The sequence below is a fragment of the Pseudomonas sp. 13B_2.1_Bac1 genome (genome assembly GCF_025466155.1).
In the GTDB taxonomy this organism is placed as follows: Bacteria; Pseudomonadota; Gammaproteobacteria; order Pseudomonadales; family Pseudomonadaceae; genus Aquipseudomonas; species Aquipseudomonas aylmerensis.
In genome coordinates, this window is sequence record NZ_JANLOH010000053.1 from 96,355 (window position 1) to 117,651 (window position 21,297).

The 21,297-nt window shown below is 63.3% G+C and carries 24 protein-coding genes; 13 read left to right on the top strand and 11 right to left on the bottom strand.

The genetic code is table 11. The features are described 5' to 3' along the window. Nucleotides 1–12: 12 nt before the first annotated feature. Complete coding sequence (locus tag NTD80_RS13060; protein ID WP_106804849.1) at nt 13–936, bottom strand: LysR substrate-binding domain-containing protein; 924 nt, start codon at nt 934–936, stop codon at nt 13–15. Between the two features lie 129 nt (nt 937–1,065). Here NTD80_RS13060 and NTD80_RS13065 point away from each other — a divergent pair, with 129 nt between their 5' ends. Then, nucleotides 1,066–1,245, top strand: a complete 180-nt coding sequence (locus tag NTD80_RS13065) for a hypothetical protein (RefSeq protein WP_065899376.1) — start codon at nt 1,066–1,068, stop codon at nt 1,243–1,245. Between the two features lie 76 nt (nt 1,246–1,321). Here NTD80_RS13065 and NTD80_RS13070 read toward each other — a convergent pair whose 3' ends face one another. Next, nucleotides 1,322–1,465 (bottom strand): hypothetical protein, encoded by a 144-nt coding sequence (locus tag NTD80_RS13070; RefSeq protein ID WP_016971360.1) that lies wholly within the window; start codon nt 1,463–1,465, stop codon nt 1,322–1,324. Between the two features lie 196 nt (nt 1,466–1,661). Between NTD80_RS13070 and NTD80_RS13075 the strand changes: the two genes are divergently transcribed. Further along, the gene (locus NTD80_RS13075; RefSeq protein ID WP_065899377.1) at nt 1,662–2,966 is read left to right on the top strand and encodes an MFS transporter; all 1,305 of its coding nucleotides are present in this window, start codon (nt 1,662–1,664) and stop codon (nt 2,964–2,966) included. After that, the gene (locus NTD80_RS13080) at nt 2,966–3,724 is read left to right on the top strand and encodes a substrate-binding domain-containing protein (RefSeq protein ID WP_262134015.1); all 759 of its coding nucleotides are present in this window, start codon (nt 2,966–2,968) and stop codon (nt 3,722–3,724) included. The genes NTD80_RS13075 and NTD80_RS13080 overlap by 1 nt, the downstream gene beginning before the upstream one ends. Here the strand turns inward: NTD80_RS13080 and NTD80_RS13085 are convergent. After that, nucleotides 3,716–4,618 (bottom strand): LysR family transcriptional regulator, encoded by a 903-nt coding sequence (locus NTD80_RS13085; protein ID WP_065899379.1) that lies wholly within the window; start codon nt 4,616–4,618, stop codon nt 3,716–3,718. The two genes, NTD80_RS13080 and NTD80_RS13085, sit on opposite strands and share 9 nt — an antisense overlap. Nucleotides 4,619–4,951: 333 nt before the next feature. On the opposite strand from NTD80_RS13085, the gene NTD80_RS13090 reads away from it, so the two are divergent. From NTD80_RS13090 to NTD80_RS13120, 7 genes are all read left to right on the top strand, one after another. Further along, a complete protein-coding gene (locus NTD80_RS13090) occupies nt 4,952–5,803 on the top strand; it encodes an STAS domain-containing protein (protein ID WP_106804852.1) in 852 nt (283 codons plus the stop codon). Nucleotides 5,804–5,805: 2 nt separating this feature from the next. After that, entirely contained in the window at nt 5,806–6,168 is a 363-nt protein-coding gene (locus tag NTD80_RS13095) for an STAS domain-containing protein (protein ID WP_027604299.1), read from the top strand. Next, nucleotides 6,165–6,569 (top strand): ATP-binding protein, encoded by a 405-nt coding sequence (locus NTD80_RS13100; RefSeq protein ID WP_065899382.1) that lies wholly within the window; start codon nt 6,165–6,167, stop codon nt 6,567–6,569. Before NTD80_RS13095 ends, NTD80_RS13100 begins: the two co-directional genes overlap by 4 nt. Continuing rightward, nucleotides 6,560–7,567, top strand: coding sequence for an ATP-binding protein (locus NTD80_RS13105; protein WP_106804854.1), 1,008 nt, complete (start codon nt 6,560–6,562; stop codon nt 7,565–7,567). Before NTD80_RS13100 ends, NTD80_RS13105 begins: the two co-directional genes overlap by 10 nt. After that, the gene (locus NTD80_RS13110) at nt 7,560–8,423 is read left to right on the top strand and encodes a sensor histidine kinase (RefSeq protein ID WP_065899383.1); all 864 of its coding nucleotides are present in this window, start codon (nt 7,560–7,562) and stop codon (nt 8,421–8,423) included. The genes NTD80_RS13105 and NTD80_RS13110 overlap by 8 nt, the downstream gene beginning before the upstream one ends. Continuing rightward, a complete protein-coding gene (locus tag NTD80_RS13115) occupies nt 8,413–10,347 on the top strand; it encodes a response regulator (protein WP_262133940.1) in 1,935 nt (644 codons plus the stop codon). The genes NTD80_RS13110 and NTD80_RS13115 overlap by 11 nt, the downstream gene beginning before the upstream one ends. An 83-nt stretch (nt 10,348–10,430) precedes the next feature. Further along, complete coding sequence (locus NTD80_RS13120; protein WP_262133942.1) at nt 10,431–11,315, top strand: hypothetical protein; 885 nt, start codon at nt 10,431–10,433, stop codon at nt 11,313–11,315. 134 nt (nt 11,316–11,449) lie between these two features. Here NTD80_RS13120 and NTD80_RS13125 read toward each other — a convergent pair whose 3' ends face one another. From NTD80_RS13125 to NTD80_RS13135, 3 genes are all read right to left on the bottom strand, one after another. Beyond that, on the bottom strand, nt 11,450–12,475 hold the full coding sequence (locus NTD80_RS13125; RefSeq protein ID WP_262133943.1) for a histone deacetylase family protein: 1,026 nt from the start codon (nt 12,473–12,475) through the stop codon (nt 11,450–11,452). A 78-nt stretch (nt 12,476–12,553) separates the two neighbouring features. Beyond that, complete coding sequence (locus tag NTD80_RS13130) at nt 12,554–13,783, bottom strand: Zn-dependent hydrolase (RefSeq protein ID WP_262133944.1); 1,230 nt, start codon at nt 13,781–13,783, stop codon at nt 12,554–12,556. Between the two features lie 13 nt (nt 13,784–13,796). Further along, on the bottom strand, nt 13,797–15,116 hold the full coding sequence (locus tag NTD80_RS13135) for an MFS transporter (protein WP_106804858.1): 1,320 nt from the start codon (nt 15,114–15,116) through the stop codon (nt 13,797–13,799). Between the two features lie 157 nt (nt 15,117–15,273). Between NTD80_RS13135 and NTD80_RS13140 the strand changes: the two genes are divergently transcribed. From NTD80_RS13140 to NTD80_RS13150, 3 genes are all read left to right on the top strand, one after another. Further along, nucleotides 15,274–16,215 carry a LysR family transcriptional regulator gene (locus NTD80_RS13140; RefSeq protein WP_262133945.1) on the top strand — a complete coding sequence of 314 codons (942 nt, stop codon included), beginning with the start codon at nt 15,274–15,276 and terminating at the stop codon, nt 16,213–16,215. 112 nt (nt 16,216–16,327) lie between these two features. Continuing rightward, a complete protein-coding gene (locus NTD80_RS13145) occupies nt 16,328–17,149 on the top strand; it encodes an SDR family NAD(P)-dependent oxidoreductase (RefSeq protein ID WP_262133946.1) in 822 nt (273 codons plus the stop codon). Between the two features lie 18 nt (nt 17,150–17,167). Further along, nucleotides 17,168–18,187: an AraC family transcriptional regulator gene (locus tag NTD80_RS13150; protein WP_262133947.1), complete on the top strand. Its 1,020-nt coding sequence runs from the start codon at nt 17,168–17,170 to the stop codon at nt 18,185–18,187. A 2-nt stretch (nt 18,188–18,189) separates the two neighbouring features. Here the strand turns inward: NTD80_RS13150 and NTD80_RS13155 are convergent, their stop codons facing one another. From NTD80_RS13155 to NTD80_RS13175, 5 genes are all read right to left on the bottom strand, one after another. Next, nucleotides 18,190–18,957 carry an anti-sigma factor family protein gene (locus tag NTD80_RS13155; RefSeq protein ID WP_262133948.1) on the bottom strand — a complete coding sequence of 256 codons (768 nt, stop codon included), beginning with the start codon at nt 18,955–18,957 and terminating at the stop codon, nt 18,190–18,192. After that, nucleotides 18,954–19,451: an RNA polymerase sigma factor gene (locus NTD80_RS13160; protein ID WP_262133949.1), complete on the bottom strand. Its 498-nt coding sequence runs from the start codon at nt 19,449–19,451 to the stop codon at nt 18,954–18,956. The genes NTD80_RS13155 and NTD80_RS13160 overlap by 4 nt, the downstream gene beginning before the upstream one ends. 60 nt (nt 19,452–19,511) lie before the next feature. Next, the gene (locus tag NTD80_RS13165; RefSeq protein WP_262133951.1) at nt 19,512–20,063 is read right to left on the bottom strand and encodes a tetratricopeptide repeat protein; all 552 of its coding nucleotides are present in this window, start codon (nt 20,061–20,063) and stop codon (nt 19,512–19,514) included. Between the two features lie 48 nt (nt 20,064–20,111). Further along, nucleotides 20,112–20,663, bottom strand: coding sequence for a cytochrome b (locus NTD80_RS13170; protein WP_262133952.1), 552 nt, complete (start codon nt 20,661–20,663; stop codon nt 20,112–20,114). Nucleotides 20,664–20,807: 144 nt separating this feature from the next. Beyond that, nucleotides 20,808–21,062, bottom strand: a complete 255-nt coding sequence (locus NTD80_RS13175) for a hypothetical protein (RefSeq protein WP_106804865.1) — start codon at nt 21,060–21,062, stop codon at nt 20,808–20,810. Nucleotides 21,063–21,297: the final 235 nt, after the last annotated feature.

Below are 21,297 nucleotides of genomic sequence, written 5' to 3' on the forward strand. Positions count from 1 at the left end.
AAGCTGTGTCAGTCAGGTTTTACCCGCCAACCCTCGATCACTCATGAAGGCCTCCAGCCGTGAACGCACCCAGCGCTCGGCCGGGTCGGTGTCGACGTGGCTGAGCCAGACCATGGACAAATCCAGGGTCGGGGTCTGGAACGGAAACGGCTCGCAGAACAGCTTGCCCGATACCGCCATGGCTTCGGCGGTGTAGTCCGGCAGGCTGGCGATCAAGTCGGTGCCGGCAAGCAACGCCGGCAGCGCACTGTATTGCGGCACCGACAGCACCACATGGCGCTTGCGGCCGATTTCGGCCAGCCACTCATCGGCAAACCCGGACACGTTGGCGGTGTGCGACACCAGCACGTGGGGGCGTGAGCAATATTCATCGAGGGTCAGCGGCGTATCGCTGGCGTCCGCCCTGAGGATGCGCGGATGAATGTGGCGCAGCAGCTTGCGCTTGGCGTTCGCCGGCAGGCCACGGGTCTGGGTGATGCCGACGGTGATGTCACCCGATGCCAGCAGGTCGGGGATCCGCCAATAGTCCACGTGCTGCACCACGAACACCACCTGCGGCGCTTCCTGGCGCAGGGCCCGCAACAGCGGCGGCAACAGGCCGAATTCGACATCGTCGGACAGGCCGATGCGAAAGGTCATGGTGCTGATGGACGGGTCGAAATCGTGGGTCAGGCTCAGTGCCGACGACAGGGAATCCAGGGCCGGCGACAGGTGCTGGATGATTTCCTCGGCCCGCGCGGTGGGCTCCATGCGGTGGCCGACGCGAATGAACAGCGGGTCGTTGAACAAGGTGCGCAAGCGGTTGAGTGCCGAACTGATGGTCGGCTGGCCGAGAAACAGCTTCTCGGCGACCCGGGTCACGTTGCGCTCGAGCATCAAAGCTTCGAACACCACCATCAGGTTGATGTCGGCCTTGCGTAATTCATTGCGATTCATCGGCGCCTGCCCCTTCCCCAAGACAAGCCGCAGTTTAGAAAGCCCGGGGGGCTGCGTCTATGTGCACACTGTTCATCGTAAGCCTTTGCGACTATAAATCAGCTCTTCAGGGTCGCTGGAGCATCTTCCGTGCTGGTCATTCTCGCCCTGGCCATTGTCGTGGCCGGGTTCTGTCTCTGGGCTATCCGGTTGATTGCCCACCCCACCGCCCGCACTTTGTTGCGGGTGTTTGTTGGCCTGTGCCTGGCGGCAGTGGTGGCGTTCCTGGTGCTGGCGTCGGGGTTTCCTATTTCTTTGCTGGTTTCATGACGCCCAGCCCCTGACGCGAACGCCGCGCTGCCAGCGCGGCGAACACCCGCACATTTGCACCGCGTTTGACCTGATATCAAGGCTTCAGCGGACGCTCCTGGTCGCGCTCGGACAGTTCTGTCCCATCATCGGGATGCTTCCAGGTCTGCGGTTTTTCTTCTTCCCGCCGCCGGGGTTGCTCACGCTCCGGCTCATCGCGGCGCTTATGTTCGTCAGCCATTGCCACCTCCATCGATAAGAATTGGTCACACCTTCAAGCATAGAGCAGGGCTGGAATTTCGACGGACACTCGGATTGATAGCCAATACACATCAATCTATCCAAATTTGTCACTTATCATTTCTAAATGTGTCAGCCACTATTCTAGATCTTAAGCGAAACAAGCACTTTAAAAAGAACGCTGGAGACACAAAACCATGACTAGCCCTACCCGGCCCGACTCTGCCCGTTCGAAAGTTGGTGCGGTATTCCGCGTTACTTCGGGCAACTTCCTCGAACAGTTCGACTTCTTTCTGTTCGGTTTCTACGCCACCTATATCGCTGCCGCGTTCTTCCCCGCCGCTAATGAGTTTGCGTCATTAATGATGACCTTCGCCGTATTCGGCGCAGGCTTCCTGATGCGCCCGTTGGGCGCGATCATCCTGGGTGCCTACATCGATGACGTCGGTCGCCGCAAAGGGCTGATCGTGACCCTGTCGATCATGGCCAGCGGCACGTTGCTGATCGTGCTGGTACCGGGTTACCACACCATTGGCCTGTGGGCGCCGTTGCTGGTGCTGCTCGGCCGTCTGCTGCAAGGCTTCTCGGCAGGCGCGGAACTGGGCGGCGTGTCCGTCTACCTGTCCGAAATGGCCACCCCGGGCCGCAAAGGCTTCTACACCAGCTGGCAGTCGGGCAGCCAACAGATCTCCATCGTGGTCGCCGCCGCGCTCGGCTATGGCCTGAACGTGTGGATGGAGCCTTCGGTGGTAGCCGATTGGGGCTGGCGCATTCCGTTCGCCATCGGTTGCGTGATCATTCCGTTCATCTTCCTGCTGCGTCGCAACCTGCAAGAGACCGAAGAGTTCGCCAACCGCAAGCATCGCCCGAGCATGCGTGAAGTGCTGGCGACCCTGGTGAAGAACTGGACCGTGGTCATCGGCGGCATGCTGATGGTCGCCATGACCACCACCGCGTTCTACCTGATCACCGTCTACGCGCCGACCTTCGGCAAGACCGTGCTGCAACTGAGCACCTCGGATGCGCTGCTGGTGACCCTGCTGGTGGCGGTGTCGAACTTTGTCTGGCTGCCGATCGGTGGCACCTTGAGTGACCGCTTCGGCCGCAAACCGGTGCTGATCGCCATGACGGTACTGACCGTTCTCACGGCTTATCCGGCGCTGTCCTACGTGGTGAATGCGCCCAGCTTCGCCCACATGCTCGAAACCCTGCTGTGGTTCTCGTTCCTCTACGGCATGTACAACGGCGCGATGATCCCGGCGCTCACCGAAATCATGCCGGTGGAAGTGCGCGTGGCGGGCTTCTCGCTGGCCTACAGCCTGGCGACTGCGATCTTCGGTGGTTTCACCCCGGCGATCTCCACCTGGTTCATCCACATCACCGAAGACAAGGCCTCGCCGGCCTACTGGATGATGTTTGCAGCCCTGTGCGCCCTGTGCTCGACCCTGGCGCTGTACCGTCGCGCCAACACTCGCGGGCAGGTGATGCAGGGGGCGGCATGATGAAGCCGCTGCTCACGACCCTGACGGCCCTGGCCCTCGGCGCGCTGGCGCTGACGGCACAGGCCGAGGAACTCAAGGTGATGACGTCCGGCGGTTTTACCGCCGCCTACAAATTGCTCGGCCCGCAGTACGCCAAGCAAAGCGGTGACAGCCTGGATACCATCCTCGGCCCGTCGATGGGCAAGGCGCCGGAAGCGATTCCCAACCGCCTGGCCCGTGGCGAACACGCCGACGTGGTGATCATGGTCGGCTACGCCCTCGACGACCTGATCAAGCAGGGCAAGGTCGATCCGGCCTCCCGTGTCGAATTGGCTGACTCGCGCATCGGCCTGGTGGTGAAGGACGGCGCGCCCAAGCCTGCGATCAGCACCGACGCCGAACTCAAGGCGGTGCTGCTCAAGGCCAAGTCCGTGGCGTATTCGGACAGCGCCAGCGGTGTGTATGTCGAGAAGGAGTTGTTCAAGAAACTCGGCATGCCGGCCAAAGGCACGATGGTCGAACGCATTCCGGTGGCCGAGAAGGTCGCCAAGGGTGACTACGAGGTGGGCTTGCAACAGGTCGCGGAATTGTTGCCGGTACCGGGTGTGACCTACGTCGGCAAGATCCCGGAAGACGTGCAATCGGTGACGCGTTTTGCCGCGGGCATTCCGGTCAACGCCGAACACCCGGCGCAGGCCAAGGCGCTGCTGCGCTACCTGGCGTCGCCCGAAGCCCAACCGGTGGTGCAATCGACCGGGCTGGACTCGGTATCACACTGACCGAAACGGTGTCTCGCGCACCAACCGCTCCAACTCCAGCGCCGCCGGTGGCAACGTCCGCCCGCGGCGCTTGATCAAGCCCACATTGCGCATCACCTGCGGCTCCACCAACGGCACGCTCAGCAGGATCGGATGATCGCTCGCCGGCATCGCAATCGATGGCACCATCGCCACGCCCAACCCCGCCTCCACCAGCCCGATCATCGTGGTCACGTGGTGCGTCTCGCAGATACTCGGTTTTTTCACCCGCACCCCGCGCAGGGCCTGGTCCAGCAGGAAGCGGTTGCCCGAGGTCTTGTCCACGGTGATGTAGTCGTGCTCGTAGGCTTCGGCCCAGGTCACGCTGTCGCGCCCGGCCAGCGGGTGGTCACGCCGACAGGCCAGCACATAGCGCTCCTGCAGCAGCAACTCGAACTCCACCTCATCGGCCAGGCTGCCGCTGAAACTCACGCCGAAATCCGCCTCGCCGCTTTCCACCGCGTTGCACACCTCACCGGCGCTGGCGTCGAGCACCCGCAGGCGAATCTTCGGGTAGAGCTTGTGGAATTCGGAGATCACGTGGGGCATGAAGTAGTACGCGGTGGACGGCACGCAGGCGATGGTCACGTTGCCCATGCGCGTGGAGGCGACGTTGCTGATGCCCATCAGGGCGACGTCGAGGTCATCGAGCATGCGTTCGACCTGCGGCAGGAACGCGCGGCCGACCATGGTCAGGCTGACCCGCCGCGTGGTGCGTTCGAACAGCTTCACATCCAGCGCGGACTCAAGCTTCTCGATACGGCGACTGAGCGCCGGCTGCGAGATGCGAATCGCTTCGGCGGCGCCGCGAAAACTGCCCTTGTCTACCACGGCGCGGAAGGCTTGGAGGTCGTTGAGGTCGAAGTTGATGATCACGGGAGGCGGCCAGTTGAGTCGGGGTGGGGGGCATTATCGTCCTAGAGACGATGGGGCGCCATGATTGTGAAGGGCAAGCGTGTTGGGATGAGCAGGCTTGCCACGATCAAAAAGTCCACTTGCCCCATGCGGTTGATTTGCCAGAGAAAGCCGCGTCACCGCACCTAAATTTTCGAGCCTGCAGAGACCTTTCCCCTGTCAACCCCAAAACCCGCTGGAGCGCCCAATCCATAGGGCCTCTACGAATTGAACGAAAACACTCGAAACAATTCAAAACAGTCCGTTTTAGTATAAATTGCATGCCATTCACCCAGGCATTCAAGGAGATTCCCCGTGGCAACTTTGCAAGCTCACACCATTCAGGCGCTCCACACCCATCGCCCTACCCTGCTGACCGAGTGGGTTGCCAGCCTTGAAGCTTCGGGGGCCACACGCAACGTCAAGGGTGAGGACGCCAAGCAACAGGCCAACGACTTCCTCAACCTGCTGATCGCGGCATTGCAGCAAGGCGGTTCCCAGCAGGTCGGCCAGGAAAACTGGGCCGAGACCCGCGTGTTCCTGGAAAAGCTCTCCCATAGCCGTGCCCTGGTCGGCCAGGACTCGCAGCAGACCGCCAGCTTTATCTTCGCCCTCAAGGGTCCGTTGTTCGCCTTGCTGCAGCGTGAATACGCCGAGCAACCGACGCAACTCGCCGAACAGCTGTGGGAAATCTCCGAGTTGCTCGACGCTCTGGGCATGCACACCATCCGTACGTTCCAGAAATCCCGTGAGTCGGTGATCAAGCGCCAGCAGGAAGAGTTACTCGAACTCTCTACCCCGGTGGTCAAGCTGTGGGACGGCGTACTGGCCCTGCCGATGATCGGCACCCTGGATTCGCAACGCACCCAGGTGGTCATGGAGTCGCTGTTGCAGCGCATCGTCGACACCGGCTCGGAAATTGCCATCATCGACATCACCGGCGTACCGACCGTGGACACCCTGGTGGCCCAGCACCTGCTCAAAACCGTAACCGCCATCCGCCTGATGGGTGCCGACTGCATCATCAGCGGCGTGCGTCCGCAAATCGCCCAGACCATCGTGCACCTGGGCCTCGACCTGCAGGGCGTGGTCACCAAGGCCAACCTGGCCGATGCGCTGGCGCTGGCCCTGAAGCGCCTGGGCGTCACCATCAGCAAGGCTGTTTAAGTATGGAACGCATCCCTATTTTGCAGATGGGCGAATTCCTGCTGGTGACCATCCAGGTCGACATGCATGACCAACTCGCACTGACGTTGCAGGACGACCTGTCCGAACGCATCAGCCGCACCTCGGCGCGGGGCGTGTTGATCGATATCTCGGCACTCGACATGGTCGACTCGTTCATCGGTCGCATGATCGGCACCATTTCCGGCCTGTCGCGCATCATGGATGCCCAGACCGTATTGGTCGGCATGCAGCCGGCCGTGGCCATCACCCTGGTGGAACTGGGCATGACCCTGCCGGGCGTGGCGACCGCGTTGAACGTCGAGCGCGGCATGAAACTGCTGCGTGACCGGGTAGACCACTCATGACCCAGGCCAGCAGCGGCACCCACCCGGTGCTCATCGAACAGGACGTGGTGCTGGCCCGACAATTGGTGCGCAAGCTGGCCCAGGAATGCGGCATGCGCCTGATCGACCTGACCAAACTGGTCACCGCCGTCAGCGAGCTGGCGCGCAATACCGTGGTCTACGGCGGCGGCGGCCATATGGATTGGGCCGTGGTCGAGAAAGACCACCGCCCCGGCCTGCGCCTGACCTTTCGCGATGAAGGCCCCGGCATCCCCGACCTCAAGCTGGCGATGACCGACGGCTGGACCTCCGGCAGCGGCCTGGGCCTGGGCTTGACCGGCGCCAAGCGCCTGGTTGACGAGTTCGAACTGGACACCGCACCCGGCAAGGGTACCCGCGTGACGATCACCCGATGGACGTGAACATTCCCAGCGCCCTGACCCAGGTGCTGTTGATCGAAGACGTCAGCCAGGTCGGCTACGCTCGGCGTACCGCGCAACAATTCGCCGAGCAGTTGGGCTTTGACGAAACCGATGCCGGTCGCGTCGCGCTGGTGGCTACAGAGCTGGCCAGCAATATCCTCAAGCATGCCGCCCATGGCGAGTTACATCTGCGCGCCACCGGCAACCAGGGCGTGGAGCTGATCGCCGTGGACCGCGGCCAGGGTTTCGACCTGGACAGCTGCCTGGTGGATGGGTTTTCCACCGGCGGCACCCAGGGCATCGGCATGGGCGCGATCTCCCGCGTGGCCCAGGTCTTCGATGTGTACGCCGACCAACGCGGCACGGCGATGCTGGCGCGGCTGTACCCACGGGCGGCCGGCGCGAAGGACATTCGCTACGGCGTCAGCCAGCATTCCCTGCACCACGACCCGGCCTGCGGCGATGCCTGGCACCTGGCAATCCAACCGGGCCGCTTCAGCGTGATGGTGGCCGACGGCCTGGGTCATGGCAGCGAGGCCGAACGGGCCGCGCGCGCCGGTGAGGAAGTGTTTGCCCATGACGCATTCCTCGACGCCGGCGTGTTGTTCAACGACCTGCATATCGGCATGACCGGCACCCGCGGCGGCGCCGTGGCGGTCGCGCAATACGACGCCACGGCCGACAGCCTGCGCTTTACCGGAGTGGGCAATATCGGCGCCAGCCTGATCGGTCCCGGCAAGTCGCGCGGGCTGGCGTCCCACCCGGGCATTGTCGGCGTGCAGTTTCGCAAGGCACAGCCCTTCGACTACGCTGAGGTCAGCGGCCAGTTGCTGATTCTCTACAGCGACGGCCTGCAGTCACGCTGGAACCTTGCCGACTATCCTGGGCTTTCTCACCGCCACCCCGCCCTGATTGCCGCCATTTTGCACCGTGATTTCTGTCGCGGACGGGATGACGTCACCGTCTTCGTGATTGCCCTGGAGGCCATCGATGGCTGAAGCCACTGTTTCCCTCGCCGATGAAGTGCTGCGCCTGCGCCAGGAAGCGGAGGCGTTGCGCGCGGAATTGGACGAGACCAACCAGGGTGTCCTGGCGCTGTATGCCGAGCTGGACATGCAGGCTGATCAACTGCGCCAGGCCTCGGACCTGAAAAGCCGCTTCCTGTCGTACATGAGCCATGAATTCCGCACGCCGCTGGGCTCGATCCTGAGCATCACCAGCCTGCTGGCCGATGAACTCGATGGCCCGCTGAGCCCGGAGCAACACACCCAGGTGGGGTTTATCCGCAGTTCGGCGCGCGAACTGCGCGAAATGGTCGACGACTTGCTCGACCTGGCCAAGATCGAGGCGGGCCGTATCACTATCTCGCCGGCCTGGTTCGATATGTTCGACTTGTTCTCGGCCTTGCGCGGCATGTTCCGGCCGATTGTCGACGCGTCATCCGTGGACCTGATCTTCGAAGAGCCCGTCGGCTTGCCCAAGCTCTACACCGATGACAAGAAGCTTGCGCAGATCCTGCGCAACTTCATTTCCAATGCCCTCAAGTTCACCGTGCAAGGCGAGGTCCGCGTGTCGGCGCAACGGGTCGGCGAGGCAGAAATCCGCTTTGCCGTACAGGACACCGGCCTGGGCATTCCCGCCCAACTGCACAGCAACCTGTTCGAAGATTTTTCGCAGATCGACTCGCCACTGCAAAAACGCCTGCGCGGCACCGGGCTGGGCCTGTCGCTGTGCAAGCGTTTTGCCGAACTGCTTGGCGGCCGGGTCGGCGTCGAAAGTACTCCCGGCGTGGGCTCGATGTTCTTTGTGATCATTCCTCTCTCTATCGCTGGCGGACCCGTCGATGAATCGTGACATTCAACTGCTGATCGTCGACGACAATGCCGCCACCCGCTACGCCCTGCGGCGGCGCCTGGAAAGCCACGACTATCACGTGCTCGAAGCCGGCACCGGCCAGGAAGGGCTGGACCTGATCGCGCGCGAAAAGATCGACGGGCTGATCCTCGACGTCAACCTGCCGGACATGAGCGGCTTCGACATCGTGCGGGTGTTGCGCGCCGACCCGGTCACTGCCTTGCTGCCCGTGGTGCATGTGTCGGCGGCTTCCATCGAGACCGGCGACATCATCACCGGCCTGGATGCCGGCGCCGATGCCTACCTGATCCATCCGGTCGACCCCGATGTGCTGCTCGCGACCCTGCGCACCCTGCTGCGCGTGCGTGATACCGAATACGCGTTGCGCGAGAGCGAGGCGCGGTTTCGCGAGATCTTTTTCAATATCAGCGCGCCGATTGCGGTGATGGACGCACAGCTCAAGGTGCACGAATGCAACCACGCGTTCGCCCAATTGATTCACGACAACCTCAACCCGGACGCCCTGCTCGAGTGTTTCGCCGCCGACCAGCTCACGGTACTCCAGGAGCTGTGCCAGCGCCTGGCCGCCGGTGAGCGCTGGAAAGGCACGCTGCAGATGAAGGTCGACGGCCAGTTGCGCGAAACCGAGTGGCAGATTTCACCCTATCGCCGCGCCGAATTGAGCCTGGTGTTTGTCGAGGACGTGACCGAACACCGCCACCGTGAACGTCATCAGCAGGCCGAACTGGCCAACGCCACCACCCAACTGGCCCGCACCGAGGCGCAGCTGTTGCAAGCGCAGAAAATGGATGCCCTGGGCAAGCTCACCGGTGGCATCGCGCATGACTTCAACAACCTGCTGACCGGGATCATCACCAGCCTGGAGCTGATCAAGAAACGCATCGACAGCCAGCGCACCGACAAGGTCATGGGTTACGCCGATGCGGCCTTGAGTTCGGCGCTGAGTGCTGCCGGCCTGACCAACCGCCTGCTCGCCTTCGCCCGCCAGCAGCCGCTGGACACGCGGCCGATCGACATCAATGCACATATCCGCTCGCTGGAAGAACTGCTGGTGCGCACCATCGGCGAACATATCGCGCTGAAGCTCGAGCTGACCAACAACCCCGCCGTGGCAATGGTCGACCCGATCCAGCTGGAAAGCGCGGTGCTCAACCTGGTGATCAACGCCCGCGATGCGCTGCCCAAAGGCGGCAATATCTGGGTGACCACCTACCCGGCCTATTCCAACGGCAACCTGAAACTGGAAAACGGCCCCTATATCGCCCTGTCGGTACGCGACAACGGCGTGGGTATCGAGCACAGCGTCATCGACAAGGTCTTCGACCCGTTCTTCACCACCAAGCCCCTGGGCCAGGGTACCGGGCTGGGCCTCTCGACCATTTATGGCTTCGCGCGCCAGTCCGGCGGCGACGCACTGATCCGCAGCGTGACCCGCCAGGGCACGGAAGTGACCATCATGCTGCCCGCCGCCAGCGGTCCCGCCAGCACGGCGACCAGGCCGGTTGCAGCTCCCGGCCAGAGCAGCGGCGAACACGTATTGATCGTCGAGGACATGCCCTCGGTGCGCAGCTTTGTCGCCGAGGTGCTGGTCGACGCCGGCTACCGCTGCAGCCTGGCGGCCGATGGCGACGAAGCCGTCGCCAGCCTGCGCAACGACCCGAGCATCGACCTGCTGCTGACCGATGTCGGGCTGCCCTACATGAACGGGCGCGAGCTGGCCGACATCGCACGCGAAATGCACCCCGCGCTGCCGATTCTGTTCATGACCGGCTACGCCGAGAACGCGGCAAATCGCCAGAGCTTTCTCGGTGCAGGCATGGACCTGATCTCCAAGCCGTTTCATATCGACGAGTTGCTGGAGAAGATCCGCCGTGGCCTGGATGGCGCGGCAGGCGCCGGATAAAGGGGACATCGCGCAATTGCCGGGTGATGTTCGGCGGCATGCTTGGTAACGTGGTCGACCTTTCGATCCGTCGGCGCCAAGCAATGATCCGAATCCTGAAAACCGCACTGTGCACACTCGTCCTGGTGTGCACCGCCGCCCTGGGCTTTTTTGCCTGGCAGACTTACTACCCGGTCAGCGCCAGCGGCCAGTGGCATTACCAGGTCCTGCACACGGACGTGGCCAAGGCCGCCTCGCTGATGCCCCTGGACGACGGCTCGCTGATGGTCAGCCAGGAACTCGACGACGGCAAGGGCAGCATCGTGCGCATCCACCCCGACGGCAGCCGCGAAGTGGTGGTGGGCAACCTGTCCAAGCCCGACGGCATGTTTGCCACGCGCGGTGGCTGGGTGTTCAGCCAGGAAGCCCTCGATTCGCCCGTCAGTTTCCTCAAGGACGGCCGTGTCACCGAACTGTTCAGGGGCCAGAACGTGCAAGGCCTGTGGGACGACGGCGACTACCTGTATGCCATGGAAGACCGGCGCGACGAGGGCCGTGTGCTGCGTTATCGCTGGAGTGACCAGAGCCTGAGCGTCGTACGCACGGGCATGGACGAAGGCGAATCGATCATCCGCTGCAGCGACGGGCGCATGCTCTACACCAAAAAGAGGGAAGGCATGGTGCGCGAGCTGACCGAGGACGGCAGCGACCCGATGGTCGTGGACGGGCTGAACCAGCCGACGTTCCTGATGTGTGATGCGCGGGGCCTGTGGATCAACGAGGACGCCACGCACCGCGCGCGTTTGCTGCTGATCGACAAGCAGGGGCACCGGCAGACGATCCTGTCATTCCTGAAGGCGCCGCAGTCGATTGTCCCGACGACTCGAGGCACTTACCTGTTGGCCGAAGGGGGGCGTGACCGGGTACTGGAATTGACGCCGCCCATGACGCATGTTGCGGTGGGCGACGACGGCGCTTCGACGCGTTGATTGTGATCGGGAAGTTGGTATCCCGGCAGAACGCCTGGTCAAACCGTTCAAGCTTCCCGTGACCGCCTTCTCATGACAAGCCACGTGACGATCACAACGCGAGATCGTCACGCAGGTGCCACGTCACTCTTGCCTTACTTCACCCAAGCCTGTGGCCCATCGAAAAACGCCTGCGCATTCGCGTCCAGCGTCTCCAGGTGATAACCCCCCTCCTGCACGATCACACACGGCAGGCCCAGCCCGCGAATGCATTCGCCCAACCGCGCGAAGCCTTCGCGCGTCACCGCGACTTTGCTCTGCGGGTCCAACTCGTAGATATCGAAGCCCAGGGACAGCACCAGCACATCGGCCGAAAAGTCCTTCAGCGCCTTCAGCGCCACTTCAAGCTTGTCGAAGAACACGGCCTCACTGGCGCCGTGAGGCATCGGCAGGTTGAGGTTGAAACCTTCACCCGCCGCGCTGCCACGCTCTTCGGCGAAGCCGGCGACACCGGGGTAGAAGTTGGTCGGGTCGCCGTGGATCGACACGTAGAGCACGTCGTCGCGCGTGTAGAAAATCTCCTGGATGCCCTGGCCGTGGTGCATGTCGGTGTCGAGCACGGCAACGCGCTGGAAGCCGCCGCGCAACACCTGCGCGGCCACGGCGGCGTTGTTGATGTAGCAGAACCCGCCTGCCGCCTCGAAACGCGCGTGATGCCCCGGTGGCCGGCATAAGGCGTAGGCAGCCGGGGCGCCGTCGAGAATGTCCTGGGCGGCGGCAACCGCGCTTTGCGCCGACCAGTAGGCCGAGCGCCAGGTGAGTTCGCCCACCGGGCAACTGCCGTCGGCGAGGTAGCGCGCGGCCTGGGCAAGGATGCCGCGCAGCGCGTTGGGCTCGCGCACGAAGATGTTCGACATGACTTCGTCGCCCCAGTCTTCGGGGATTTCTTTCCAGCGCTGATGGGCTTCCTGCAGGAACGTCAGGTAAGGCGCACCGTGCACCGCAAGCAGCGGCTCAAGGCCGTGGTCCGCCGGCTGCTGGATGTCGAACCCAAGGGTCTGCGCGGCCTGCAGCAGGTTGCGCGCGCGCTCGGGGACCTCCTGCGGCGTGCGCATCTGGCCACGGGAGTAATAGCTGCGTGGATGGTGCAGCAGTTGTTCGGGGTGGAAAAAAGTACGCATGGCAATCTCCTCAATACACAGGGTTGCGGGTAGACGCTGCCCACAGGTGAGCTTCTTCAGTCTTCCCGAACGGTGTTGTCAGTCGGCCCGGCCGGCGCGTTGCAGCACGGCGTTGAGCAATACGTCGGTGCCCTGGCGCACGTCCTCGGGCAACACGTCTTCGGCTTCGTTGTGGCTGAGGCCGCCGACGCAGGGGATGAAGATCATCGCGGTCGGACAATAGCGCGCCAGGTGGATGGCATCGTGGCCAGCACCGCTGACGATTGGTTGCTGACTGTAGCCCAGCGCATCCACCGCGGTTTGCACGCAGGCCACGCATTCGACGTCGAAGGGCGTGGCCGGGCTGATCCAGTGCGGGGTGACGGTGACGGTGAGCCCGCGTTGTTCAGCGATGGCCTGCAACTGTTGGCGCACCTGTTGCTCCATGGCGTCGATAGCGCTGTCGCGGTGATGACGCAGGTCGACCGTGAAATTCAGCAGGCCGGGGATGGTATTGCGCGACGATTTGGCAATGCTCAGCTCACCGACGGTGGTCAGGCCCTCGGGGGCAAAATCGGCGGCCAATTGCTCCAGCGCCTGGATCATCCGGGCCGCGCCATACAGCGCATCTTTGCGCAGCGGCATCGGCGTGGTGCCGGCATGCGCGGCCATGCCTTCGACGCGCACATCGAGCCAGCGAATCGCCTGGCCGCCGGTCACCACGCCGATGCTCTTGGCGTTGTCTTCCAGGATCGGGCCTTGCTCGATATGCGCTTCGAAGTACGCATCCACCGCGCCGCCCAACGGGCGCGCGCCGTTATAGCCGGTGGCGCGCAGGGCCTCGGCCACGCTGATACCGTCGACATCGGTCGTGGCCAGCGCCGGGGCCAGCGCCAGGCTGCCGGTGAATACCGCCGAACCGAGCATAGCCGGGGTAAAACGCGCGCCCTCCTCGTTGGTCCACACCGCAATCTCCAGCGGTTTGCGGGTGCGGATGCCATGGTCGTCGAGGCTGCGGATCACTTCGAGGCCGGCCAGTACACCGTAGACGCCATCAAAGCGCCCGCCTTCTGGCTGGGTGTCGAGGTGACTGCCGATCATCACCGGAGCAGCGTCCTTGTCCGTGCCGGCGCGCCGGGCGAAGAGGTTGCCGATGGCGTCCACGCTGAGGGTCAACCCGGCAGCGCTACACCAATGACTGAACAGCTCGCGACCGGCCCGGTCTTCGGCACTCAAGGCCAGCCGGCAACTGCCGCCGCGCGCAGTGGCACCGATCTCGGCCATGGCCATCAGGCTGGCCCACAGGCGTTCGCCGTTAATCTTCAACATGCTGCAATCTCCCTCAGGCACTCTGTGCCATTTCAATTCGGTGCGCGCTGGCGTGGCGGCGCGACAAGGCCAATACGCACACCAGCGACACCGCCGCGATCAGGCTGTAGAACACTGCCATCGGCCACCATTGGCCCTGGTATTCGTGGGCCAGCCACGTGCCGATCAATGGCGTCAGGCCACCGGCCAGCGCACCGCACACCTGATAAGCCAGGGAGATGGCGGTGTAGCGCACGCGGGTTTCGAACAGGCCGCTGACAAAGCCTGCGATCACCGCATAAAACGAGGCCATGCACACCACTGCCAAGGCGATGCCGAGGATGATCAACGGCGCCTGGCCACTGCTCACCAGCACGAACATCGGATAAGGCGAGGCCATTGCCAGCACGGTCATCGCACACAGGAAACGCGTGGCACCGACCTTCTCTGCCACCCAGGCCGCCAGGGGCTGGACACAGAATTGAATGATCGCCACGAAGAACAGGCACTCCAGGATCAGCGAGCGCGGTAGGCCCAATTGCTGAGTGCTGTAGGCAATCATGAAGGTGTTGGTGAAATACACCCCGGCAATCCCCAGGGTATTGGCACCGATGCACAGCAACAGTGGGCGCCAGGCGGTTTTCAGCACTTCGATCACCGGGGCCTGGTCCTGCTTGATTGCCCGGGCTTTTTCCGCGAGGGCCTTGTCTTCGAGGAACTCAGGCGACTCGTTGACGCCAAGGCGAATCGCCAGGCCGACCACCAGCAGCAAGGCACTGGCGAGGAACGGCAGGCGCCAGCCCCAACTGAGCAAGTCTTCTTCGGGCAAGCGGGTGACTGCGCTGAACGCCAGCAGGGACAGGATCAACCCCGCCGGGCTGCCCAGTTGCGCGAAGGACGCAAAGAAGTTACGCCGCCCTTTCGGCGCGTGCTCGCCGGCCATCAACACCGCCCCGCCCCACTCGCCGCCGACGGCAATGCCTTGCACCACCCGCAACAGCACCAGCAAGACCGGTGCTGCGGCGCCGATCTGCGCATAGGTCGGCAACAGGCCGATGCAGACGGTGACCACGCCCATCATCACCAGGGTGATCACCAGGGATTTCTTGCGGCCGATGCGGTCGCCGATATGGCCGAACACAATGCCGCCCAAGGGCCGCGCGAAGAAGCCCACGGCGAAGGTGCCGAACGCGGCCATGGTGCTGAACAGTTTGTCTTCGGAAGGGAAAAACAGTTGGCCAAACACCAGTGCAGCGGCGGTGGCGTAGATGTAGAAATCGTACCACTCGATCATGGTGCCGATAAAAGCGGCGGCCGCAGCACGGCGAGGCTGGGGCGAAGCGGAAGGCTTCATGGGCGGGCTCCTTTGGTTATTTTTTTGGCAGGAGAAAGGTCAAACGCAGGCGCTCTGATGGCGCTTGTCGAGGAGAATTTTTCGTCTCGGGGCTATGATTAGTCAATTTTCTATTTATTATTCCGATTATAAATCCTGCTTATGATCGAGCCCGCGCATGTCCGAACCCCGCCGCGATATTCACCCGCTGCTCAACGACCGGCTGGACTGGAACCTGCTGCGCACCTTCCGCGTGATCGGCCAGGAGCTGAGCATCAGCCGCGCCGCCGCGCGCCTGCACCTGACGCAACCGGCGATCAGCCAGGCGCTCAAACGCCTGGAAGAACAACTCGACTGCCAACTGATCGTGCGCCGTGGCCCGCGCTTTGTACTGACCGAAGCCGGCGAGCAGATTTTCGCCATCGCCGGCGAGATGTACGGCCAGGTCTCGCAGATGAGCAACGCCCTGCAAAAACCCGGCGATGAAGTGATCGGCAAAGTGCGCCTGCTGATGATCAGCCGCATCAACTCAGAGACGTTTGATGACTTCCTCGCAGGCTTCCACCGCGAACATCCGCGGGTCGACCTCGAGGTCGAGGTGATGCGCAGCTCCGACATCGTCGCCGCCCTGCTGGAGAAAACCGCGACCCTCGGGCTGAGCCTCAATCGCCGGCCGCAGCCGCGCCTGGAGCAGCATCTGTTCCTGCGCCAGCGCTACGCATTCTTTTGCGGGCGCCACCACCCGCTGTTTGGCCGTACCGGTTTGGCCGAAGGTGATTTGCAGTCGGAGAACTTCGTCAGTTTCACCAGCGACCAGATCGGCGGGATGCTCTCGCCACTGACCATCTTTCGCGATCAGCAAGGCTTCAGCGGGCGCATCGTGGCCTCGTCCTCCAGCCTGGAAGAAGTGCGGCGCCTGGTGATCGCCGGGTTCGGCCTGGGGTGCCTGCCGATCCATGTGGTGGCGGAGGACGTCAAAAACGGGCTGCTGTGGCGGCTGCCGCCCGATGAAGGGATCGCCGATGTGGACATTCACCTGTTGTGGAATCGCGAACAGAAGATGAGTCGGGCCGAGACGGTGTTTATCCAGAGCCTGGCCGGGCGCTTGACCCGCGAATAATTGGCGTCTTTTGCAAGTCACTTGGCGCCCTTCTGCTAGTGCCCGGACCGCGTTCATCGACCATCCTGGGTGCCCAGGCTGCTTGAGCCGCCCGAAACGAAGAGGTGTTCGCATGTCCAAGATCTGGTTTATCACTGGCAGTTCCCGTGGCCTTGGCCGCGCCATCACCGAAGCGGCCTTGCGCGCCGGCGATCGTGTGGCGGCCACTGCACGCACGCCCCGCCAACTGGATGAGCTGGTCGCCGAGTACGGTGACGCAATCTACCCACTGCAGCTGGATGTGACCGACAACCTGCAGGTCCTACAGGCCGTGGAGGCCGCCGTGGCGCATTTCGGCCGCCTGGATGTGGTGGTCAACAACGCGGGGTATGGCGACCTGGCGTCGGTCGAGGATGTCACTCTGGAGGACTTCTCGGCACAGATCGACACCAACTTCTATGGTGTCGTGCACGTCAGCAAGGCCGTGGTACCGATCCTGCGCGCCCAGGGTCGCGGGCATATCTTTCAGGTATCGTCGTTGGGCGGGCGGATTGGCATGGCGGGCCTGGCGGCGTACCAGAGTGCCAAGTGGGCCGTGGGCGGCTTTTCAACCGTGCTGGCGCAAGAGGTCAACCCGCTGGGCGTGCAGGTGACGGTGCTGGAACCGGGCGGCATGCGTACCGACTGGTCGGGCAGCTCCATGACGATTGCGCCGATCAGTGCGCCCTATCAGCAAAGTGTCGGTGCACTGGTTGAGTTGCTCAACTCCCCCGGCATTCTGCCGACCGGGCCGGAACGGGTGGCCGAGATCGTGCTCGAACTGGCCCTGCGTGAAGACGCGCCCCTGCGCCTGTTGATCGGCAGCGATGCGGTGCAATATGCCGCGCGGGCGGCGGCGGACCTGGCAGCTTCCGACGAGAAATGGCATGACCTCAGTGTGTCAGCCTCCGATTGATTGAAACAAAGGTGGTCCATGTCTGACGCACGCCAATCGCGCTTCAACATTCCGCAGGTGTTCTGGCACGCCCTGACAACCATCGGGCTGGAACCTGCAGCGGTGTTACGCCAGGCACGGCTGCCAATGACCCTGCACCTGGGCGAGCGCGGTGATCGTCGCCACGTCAGCACCGAGGAATATTTTCGCCTGTGGGAAGCCGTGGGCGTGCTCAATCCCGATCCGGCGGCCGGCGTCCTGCTGGTCACCCAACTGGACAGCAGCGCCCTGCCGCCGTCCAGTTTTGCCGCGTTCATCGCCCGTGACTTTCGCGATGGCCTGCATCGCCTCGCACGCTTCAAGCAACTGTGCACACCGGAACGCGTGCAGGTGAGCGAGGACGGCGCGACCTGCACGGTCACCCTCGACTGGCTGCGCACCCAGCAGCCGCCACCGCGGCTGTTGATCGACGCGGCGTTTGCGACGTTTGTCGAGCTGGGCCGGCGCGGCTCGGGGGTGCACATCACGGCGCGCCGTGTCGAACTGGCCCGCCCCCGGAGCGACAGCCCGGCACTGTCGGAGTTTTTCGGCTGTGCGATCCGTTTCGGTGCCGCGCGCAATGCCTTGGTGTTCGACACCGCCGACCTCAAACGGCCCTTCCCTGGCCATAACCCGGAACTGCTCGACCTGCTGAACCCGGCACTGGTGGCGGCGTTGGCCGAAGCGACCGCGCCGGCCACGATCAGCCACCAAGTGAAAAGCACCCTCAAGCGCCTCTTCGCCAGTGGTCGCCCGGAGATGGTCGACGTGGCCCGCGAACTGGGTCTGAGCGAACGCACCTTGCAGCGGCGCATGACCGAGGAAGGCACGGGCTTTCGGCAATTGCTGCTGGAGAGCCGCCAGGAGGTGGTGCGCCATCTGCTGGCGGAGCCGTCGATCGAAATAGAGGAGATCGCCTGCCTGCTCGGTTACGAAGACACCAACTCGTTTTATCGCGCGTTTCGCACCTGGGAAGGCACCACGCCAACGCGTTGGCGCGCATTGCAGACCCGTCACTGAGATCAGGCCGGCAAGCTGCGCTCGACGCTGCTGGCCATGATCTGCAAATCTTCGAAAGGGTTTCGGCCGATCAGCATGAAGGCATGGGACGCGCTGGCCCAATACACCACGTTCATGCCTCGGCGCTGCTCGGTGGCGAAAGTCGCCGGGGCTCTTTTGTTGGCCGTGATGCACAACGCCAGTGGACCGTGGCGGGGATCCAGGTAGGTCAGTTGGCCGATGATCACGCCGTCATAGTCCAGGCTCTGCGCTCGCCGGAACTCGGCGCCGGGCAAGGCCACGGCAGCGGGTGACAACGGCAGGCCCAGTTGCGTGCCCACCGCGCTGAGTTGCGCGAGGTGGGCAGCCGGGTCCGCGCTGAGATTGTCCAGGGTCTGCGGCGTGTACAACGCCATGTATTCAGCCACCGAGGCGCGCCAGCCCTGGCCGGGTTCCCCACGCGGCCAGACCAGGAACAGGCGATCGGCGACCACGCCGGCCACCGCGAACCCTGCGGCCACGGCGAGGAAACGGCGGCGACTCAAGGCGGGGACCGCTGCCGGCGGCAAGGCGTTGAGCATCGACTGCAGGCGGTCGGTCGGCGCTTGATCCAGCACGCTGTCGAACGCGTCCTTGAACGGCATATCAGCGCACCGCAGCACCTCCAGGCGCGCAGCGACCGCAGGGTGAGTGTGGATCTGGTCGGCGATGACCCGGCGCTGGTCGGCGTCCAGTTCTCCATCCAGATAAGCCACCAACTGCTCATCGCAAGGCAGGTGTGTGTGAGTCATCGGCGTTCTCCACTGGCGTGTTCCGCGTGGGCTTTTGCCGGGGCCGTCTCGGCCAGCCTGGCGCGTGCGGCCGCGAGCCGACTCATGACTGTGCCGACCGGTATTTGCAGGACATTGGCAATTTCCTTGTATGAAAGCCCTTCGACATACGCCAGAAAAACCGTTTCTCGTTGCGCCTCGGGCAACCCGTTGACGCGCTTGATCACTTGCGCGGCGAGCACGTGATCCTGGGCCTGGCTTTCGCCATCGAATGACAACGCTTGCTCTGCATCGACAAAGCCCTGCCCCTGGCGAACCCGCTGCGAGCGCAGCTCGTTGAGCCAGATCGAGTGCATGATCGCCAGCAACCAGCGATCCAGCCGCGTGCCGGCGACAAATTGCCCGGCACGCTCCAGCGCTCGCACACAGGTGGCCTGCACCAGGTCCTCGGCCAGGTGCTTTTGTCGTGACAGCACCAGGCCGTATCGCCATAAACGCGGCAACAACTGGCCCAATTCGCGACGAAACTCAGCCTCTCGAGTAATGGCGGCCCCCTGCTCGTTCAGTCACCGATGTCAGACCTGGGGCGCGGCAGTGATGGCCTCGGCCAGGTCTTCATATTCTTCGCAGGTGGTGCCGCACAGCGCCTTGATTTTCAGCAGCTGCTCCTGGGCCAGGTCCACCCGACCCTTGATCACATAGGCCTCACCCAGGTATTCGCGGACCTGGGCGTAGTTGGGGTCCAACGCCACGGACTGCAGGTAATAGCCGATGCCTTCATCGGTACGCCCCAGTTTGCGCGTGGCGTAGCCGCGGTAGTTGAGGGCCTTGGCGGTGTTGGGATTGCTCAGGGTATCGAGCAAGGCCAGGGCTTCTTCATAGCGCCCGTCCTTGGCCAGGCGGTAGGCATAGTCGGTCCGATCGGCATCCGACGTCGCCTTGCTGGTTTGCAGCACGCACTTGCCGGTCTTGGTGTCCCACACCTGGCCCTTCGGACAGTTCGGCTTGGGCGGCGCTGATTCATCGCCGGAAGCCCGGGCCTGGCCGGCGAGCAAGGCAACAGCCAGGCAGGCACCGAAGAACAGCGCGGTGCGATAAGTAATGGGGTGTTGGTGGCGAGTCTTCATGGTTGTCGTGCTCCGTAACGATGGGGAGATACAGCAGCAAACATCACTTCAAACAGCGTCCCGTGGGGCGGGCAGCATGCGGCGCAGCGTGTTGTCACGCTTGATGCTGTGGTGCCACAGCGCCGCGCAGGCGTGCAGGCCGGCCAGCCCGATGATCGCCCACGCCACGTTGTCATGCAGCCCGCCCAGCGTGCCGCGCCATGCGTGATCAATCGCAAACGGCGCGGGAACCGAAAACAGTCCGAAAAAGTTGAATGGCTCGCCCTGTGCCCAACGAAACAGGAACCCCAGGACAATCTGCGCCAGCAGCAACAGGTACAGGCAACCATGCGCCATTTTCGCCAGCAGGTTAAGCGCCGGGTGACTGTCGGCCTTGAGCCGGGTGCCGCCAGACAGCCGCCACGCGATCCGCGCGACGATCAGTACCGCCAGGGCGATGCCCAGGGAGATATGCACCGACTGCAGGCCCTTGCGCAGCGGCGTGCCTTTTTCCAGGTTTTCCCAGATATGCGCACTGGCGAACATGAAGATCACCACGGCAGCGGTCAGCCAGTGGAAGGTGCGGGTCAGGCGGTCGTAGCGGTCGACAGGTGTGTTCATGGGCGTTTCCTGGGTGGTCTGTGGAGTGAACACCGCAAGAGGGGAAGTTATTCGGTGGGGCGCGAATAATTTATGCGCGCCTGCCCGCAAACGAAAAAACCCCGCAGCGTGTTCAACTGCGGGGCTTTTTTCATGACGTGTAACTCAGTTGCCGCGCTCTTTATTGGCTTGGGAAAGCACCGAGGCGGCCAGGGATTTGGTTTTCTCGCTGTAGTGGCCGCTCTGGAGGGCCTTCCCGGCTTTTTCCTCCATGTCGGCGCTGGTCTGCTTGTCGGTACCGCTCTGGGCCAATGCAGACGCCGCCAGGCTTTTGGCAATGGCCGAGGCGTTTGGATCAGTGAGGGTGTGCGCGGCCAGCGTGGCCATCTTGTCGGAGGTTTTTTTCGTGTTTTTACTCATGGTGCATTTCCTATGCAGTGTGGGAATTTCTACCTGAAAAACCGTGGGGCCCAAGATAGTGACTAACGCCAAGGGTCGCAATGCATCGCCTGTAGGCAGCGTTGGAGATGCAGGTAAGAAAAACCCAACCGTCCTGTAGGGGCGTCGAATCGATTGCACTGATGGTTATTATCGAAACGAGCGCCTGTGTGATTGCCAGAGCCGATTTATATAATCGCCTCCACTTTCCCTCCCC

What these genes read in the sequence shown, in the direction of transcription:
- NTD80_RS13125 (WP_262133943.1), bottom strand. Translation starts at nt 12,475, where the DNA reads ATGCGTACTTTTTTCCACCCCGAACAACTGCTGCACCATCCACGCAGC.
- NTD80_RS13145 (WP_262133946.1), top strand. Translation starts at nt 16,328, where the DNA reads ATGTCCAAGATCTGGTTTATCACTGGCAGTTCCCGTGGCCTTGGCCGC.
- NTD80_RS13165 (WP_262133951.1), bottom strand. Translation starts at nt 20,063, where the DNA reads ATGAAGACTCGCCACCAACACCCCATTACTTATCGCACCGCGCTGTTC.
- NTD80_RS13115 (WP_262133940.1), top strand. Translation starts at nt 8,413, where the DNA reads ATGAATCGTGACATTCAACTGCTGATCGTCGACGACAATGCCGCCACC.
- NTD80_RS13150 (WP_262133947.1), top strand. Translation starts at nt 17,168, where the DNA reads ATGTCTGACGCACGCCAATCGCGCTTCAACATTCCGCAGGTGTTCTGG.
- NTD80_RS13080 (WP_262134015.1), top strand. Translation starts at nt 2,966, where the DNA reads ATGAAGCCGCTGCTCACGACCCTGACGGCCCTGGCCCTCGGCGCGCTG.
- NTD80_RS13130 (WP_262133944.1), bottom strand. Translation starts at nt 13,783, where the DNA reads ATGTTGAAGATTAACGGCGAACGCCTGTGGGCCAGCCTGATGGCCATG.
- NTD80_RS13135 (WP_106804858.1), bottom strand. Translation starts at nt 15,116, where the DNA reads ATGAAGCCTTCCGCTTCGCCCCAGCCTCGCCGTGCTGCGGCCGCCGCT.
- NTD80_RS13140 (WP_262133945.1), top strand. Translation starts at nt 15,274, where the DNA reads ATGTCCGAACCCCGCCGCGATATTCACCCGCTGCTCAACGACCGGCTG.
- NTD80_RS13075 (WP_065899377.1), top strand. Translation starts at nt 1,662, where the DNA reads ATGACTAGCCCTACCCGGCCCGACTCTGCCCGTTCGAAAGTTGGTGCG.
- NTD80_RS13110 (WP_065899383.1), top strand. Translation starts at nt 7,560, where the DNA reads ATGGCTGAAGCCACTGTTTCCCTCGCCGATGAAGTGCTGCGCCTGCGC.
- NTD80_RS13170 (WP_262133952.1), bottom strand. Translation starts at nt 20,663, where the DNA reads ATGAACACACCTGTCGACCGCTACGACCGCCTGACCCGCACCTTCCAC.
- NTD80_RS13095 (WP_027604299.1), top strand. Translation starts at nt 5,806, where the DNA reads ATGGAACGCATCCCTATTTTGCAGATGGGCGAATTCCTGCTGGTGACC.
- NTD80_RS13175 (WP_106804865.1), bottom strand. Translation starts at nt 21,062, where the DNA reads ATGAGTAAAAACACGAAAAAAACCTCCGACAAGATGGCCACGCTGGCC.
- NTD80_RS13060 (WP_106804849.1), bottom strand. Translation starts at nt 936, where the DNA reads ATGAATCGCAATGAATTACGCAAGGCCGACATCAACCTGATGGTGGTG.
- NTD80_RS13105 (WP_106804854.1), top strand. Translation starts at nt 6,560, where the DNA reads ATGGACGTGAACATTCCCAGCGCCCTGACCCAGGTGCTGTTGATCGAA.
- NTD80_RS13155 (WP_262133948.1), bottom strand. Translation starts at nt 18,957, where the DNA reads ATGACTCACACACACCTGCCTTGCGATGAGCAGTTGGTGGCTTATCTG.
- NTD80_RS13100 (WP_065899382.1), top strand. Translation starts at nt 6,165, where the DNA reads ATGACCCAGGCCAGCAGCGGCACCCACCCGGTGCTCATCGAACAGGAC.
- NTD80_RS13120 (WP_262133942.1), top strand. Translation starts at nt 10,431, where the DNA reads ATGATCCGAATCCTGAAAACCGCACTGTGCACACTCGTCCTGGTGTGC.
- NTD80_RS13070 (WP_016971360.1), bottom strand. Translation starts at nt 1,465, where the DNA reads ATGGCTGACGAACATAAGCGCCGCGATGAGCCGGAGCGTGAGCAACCC.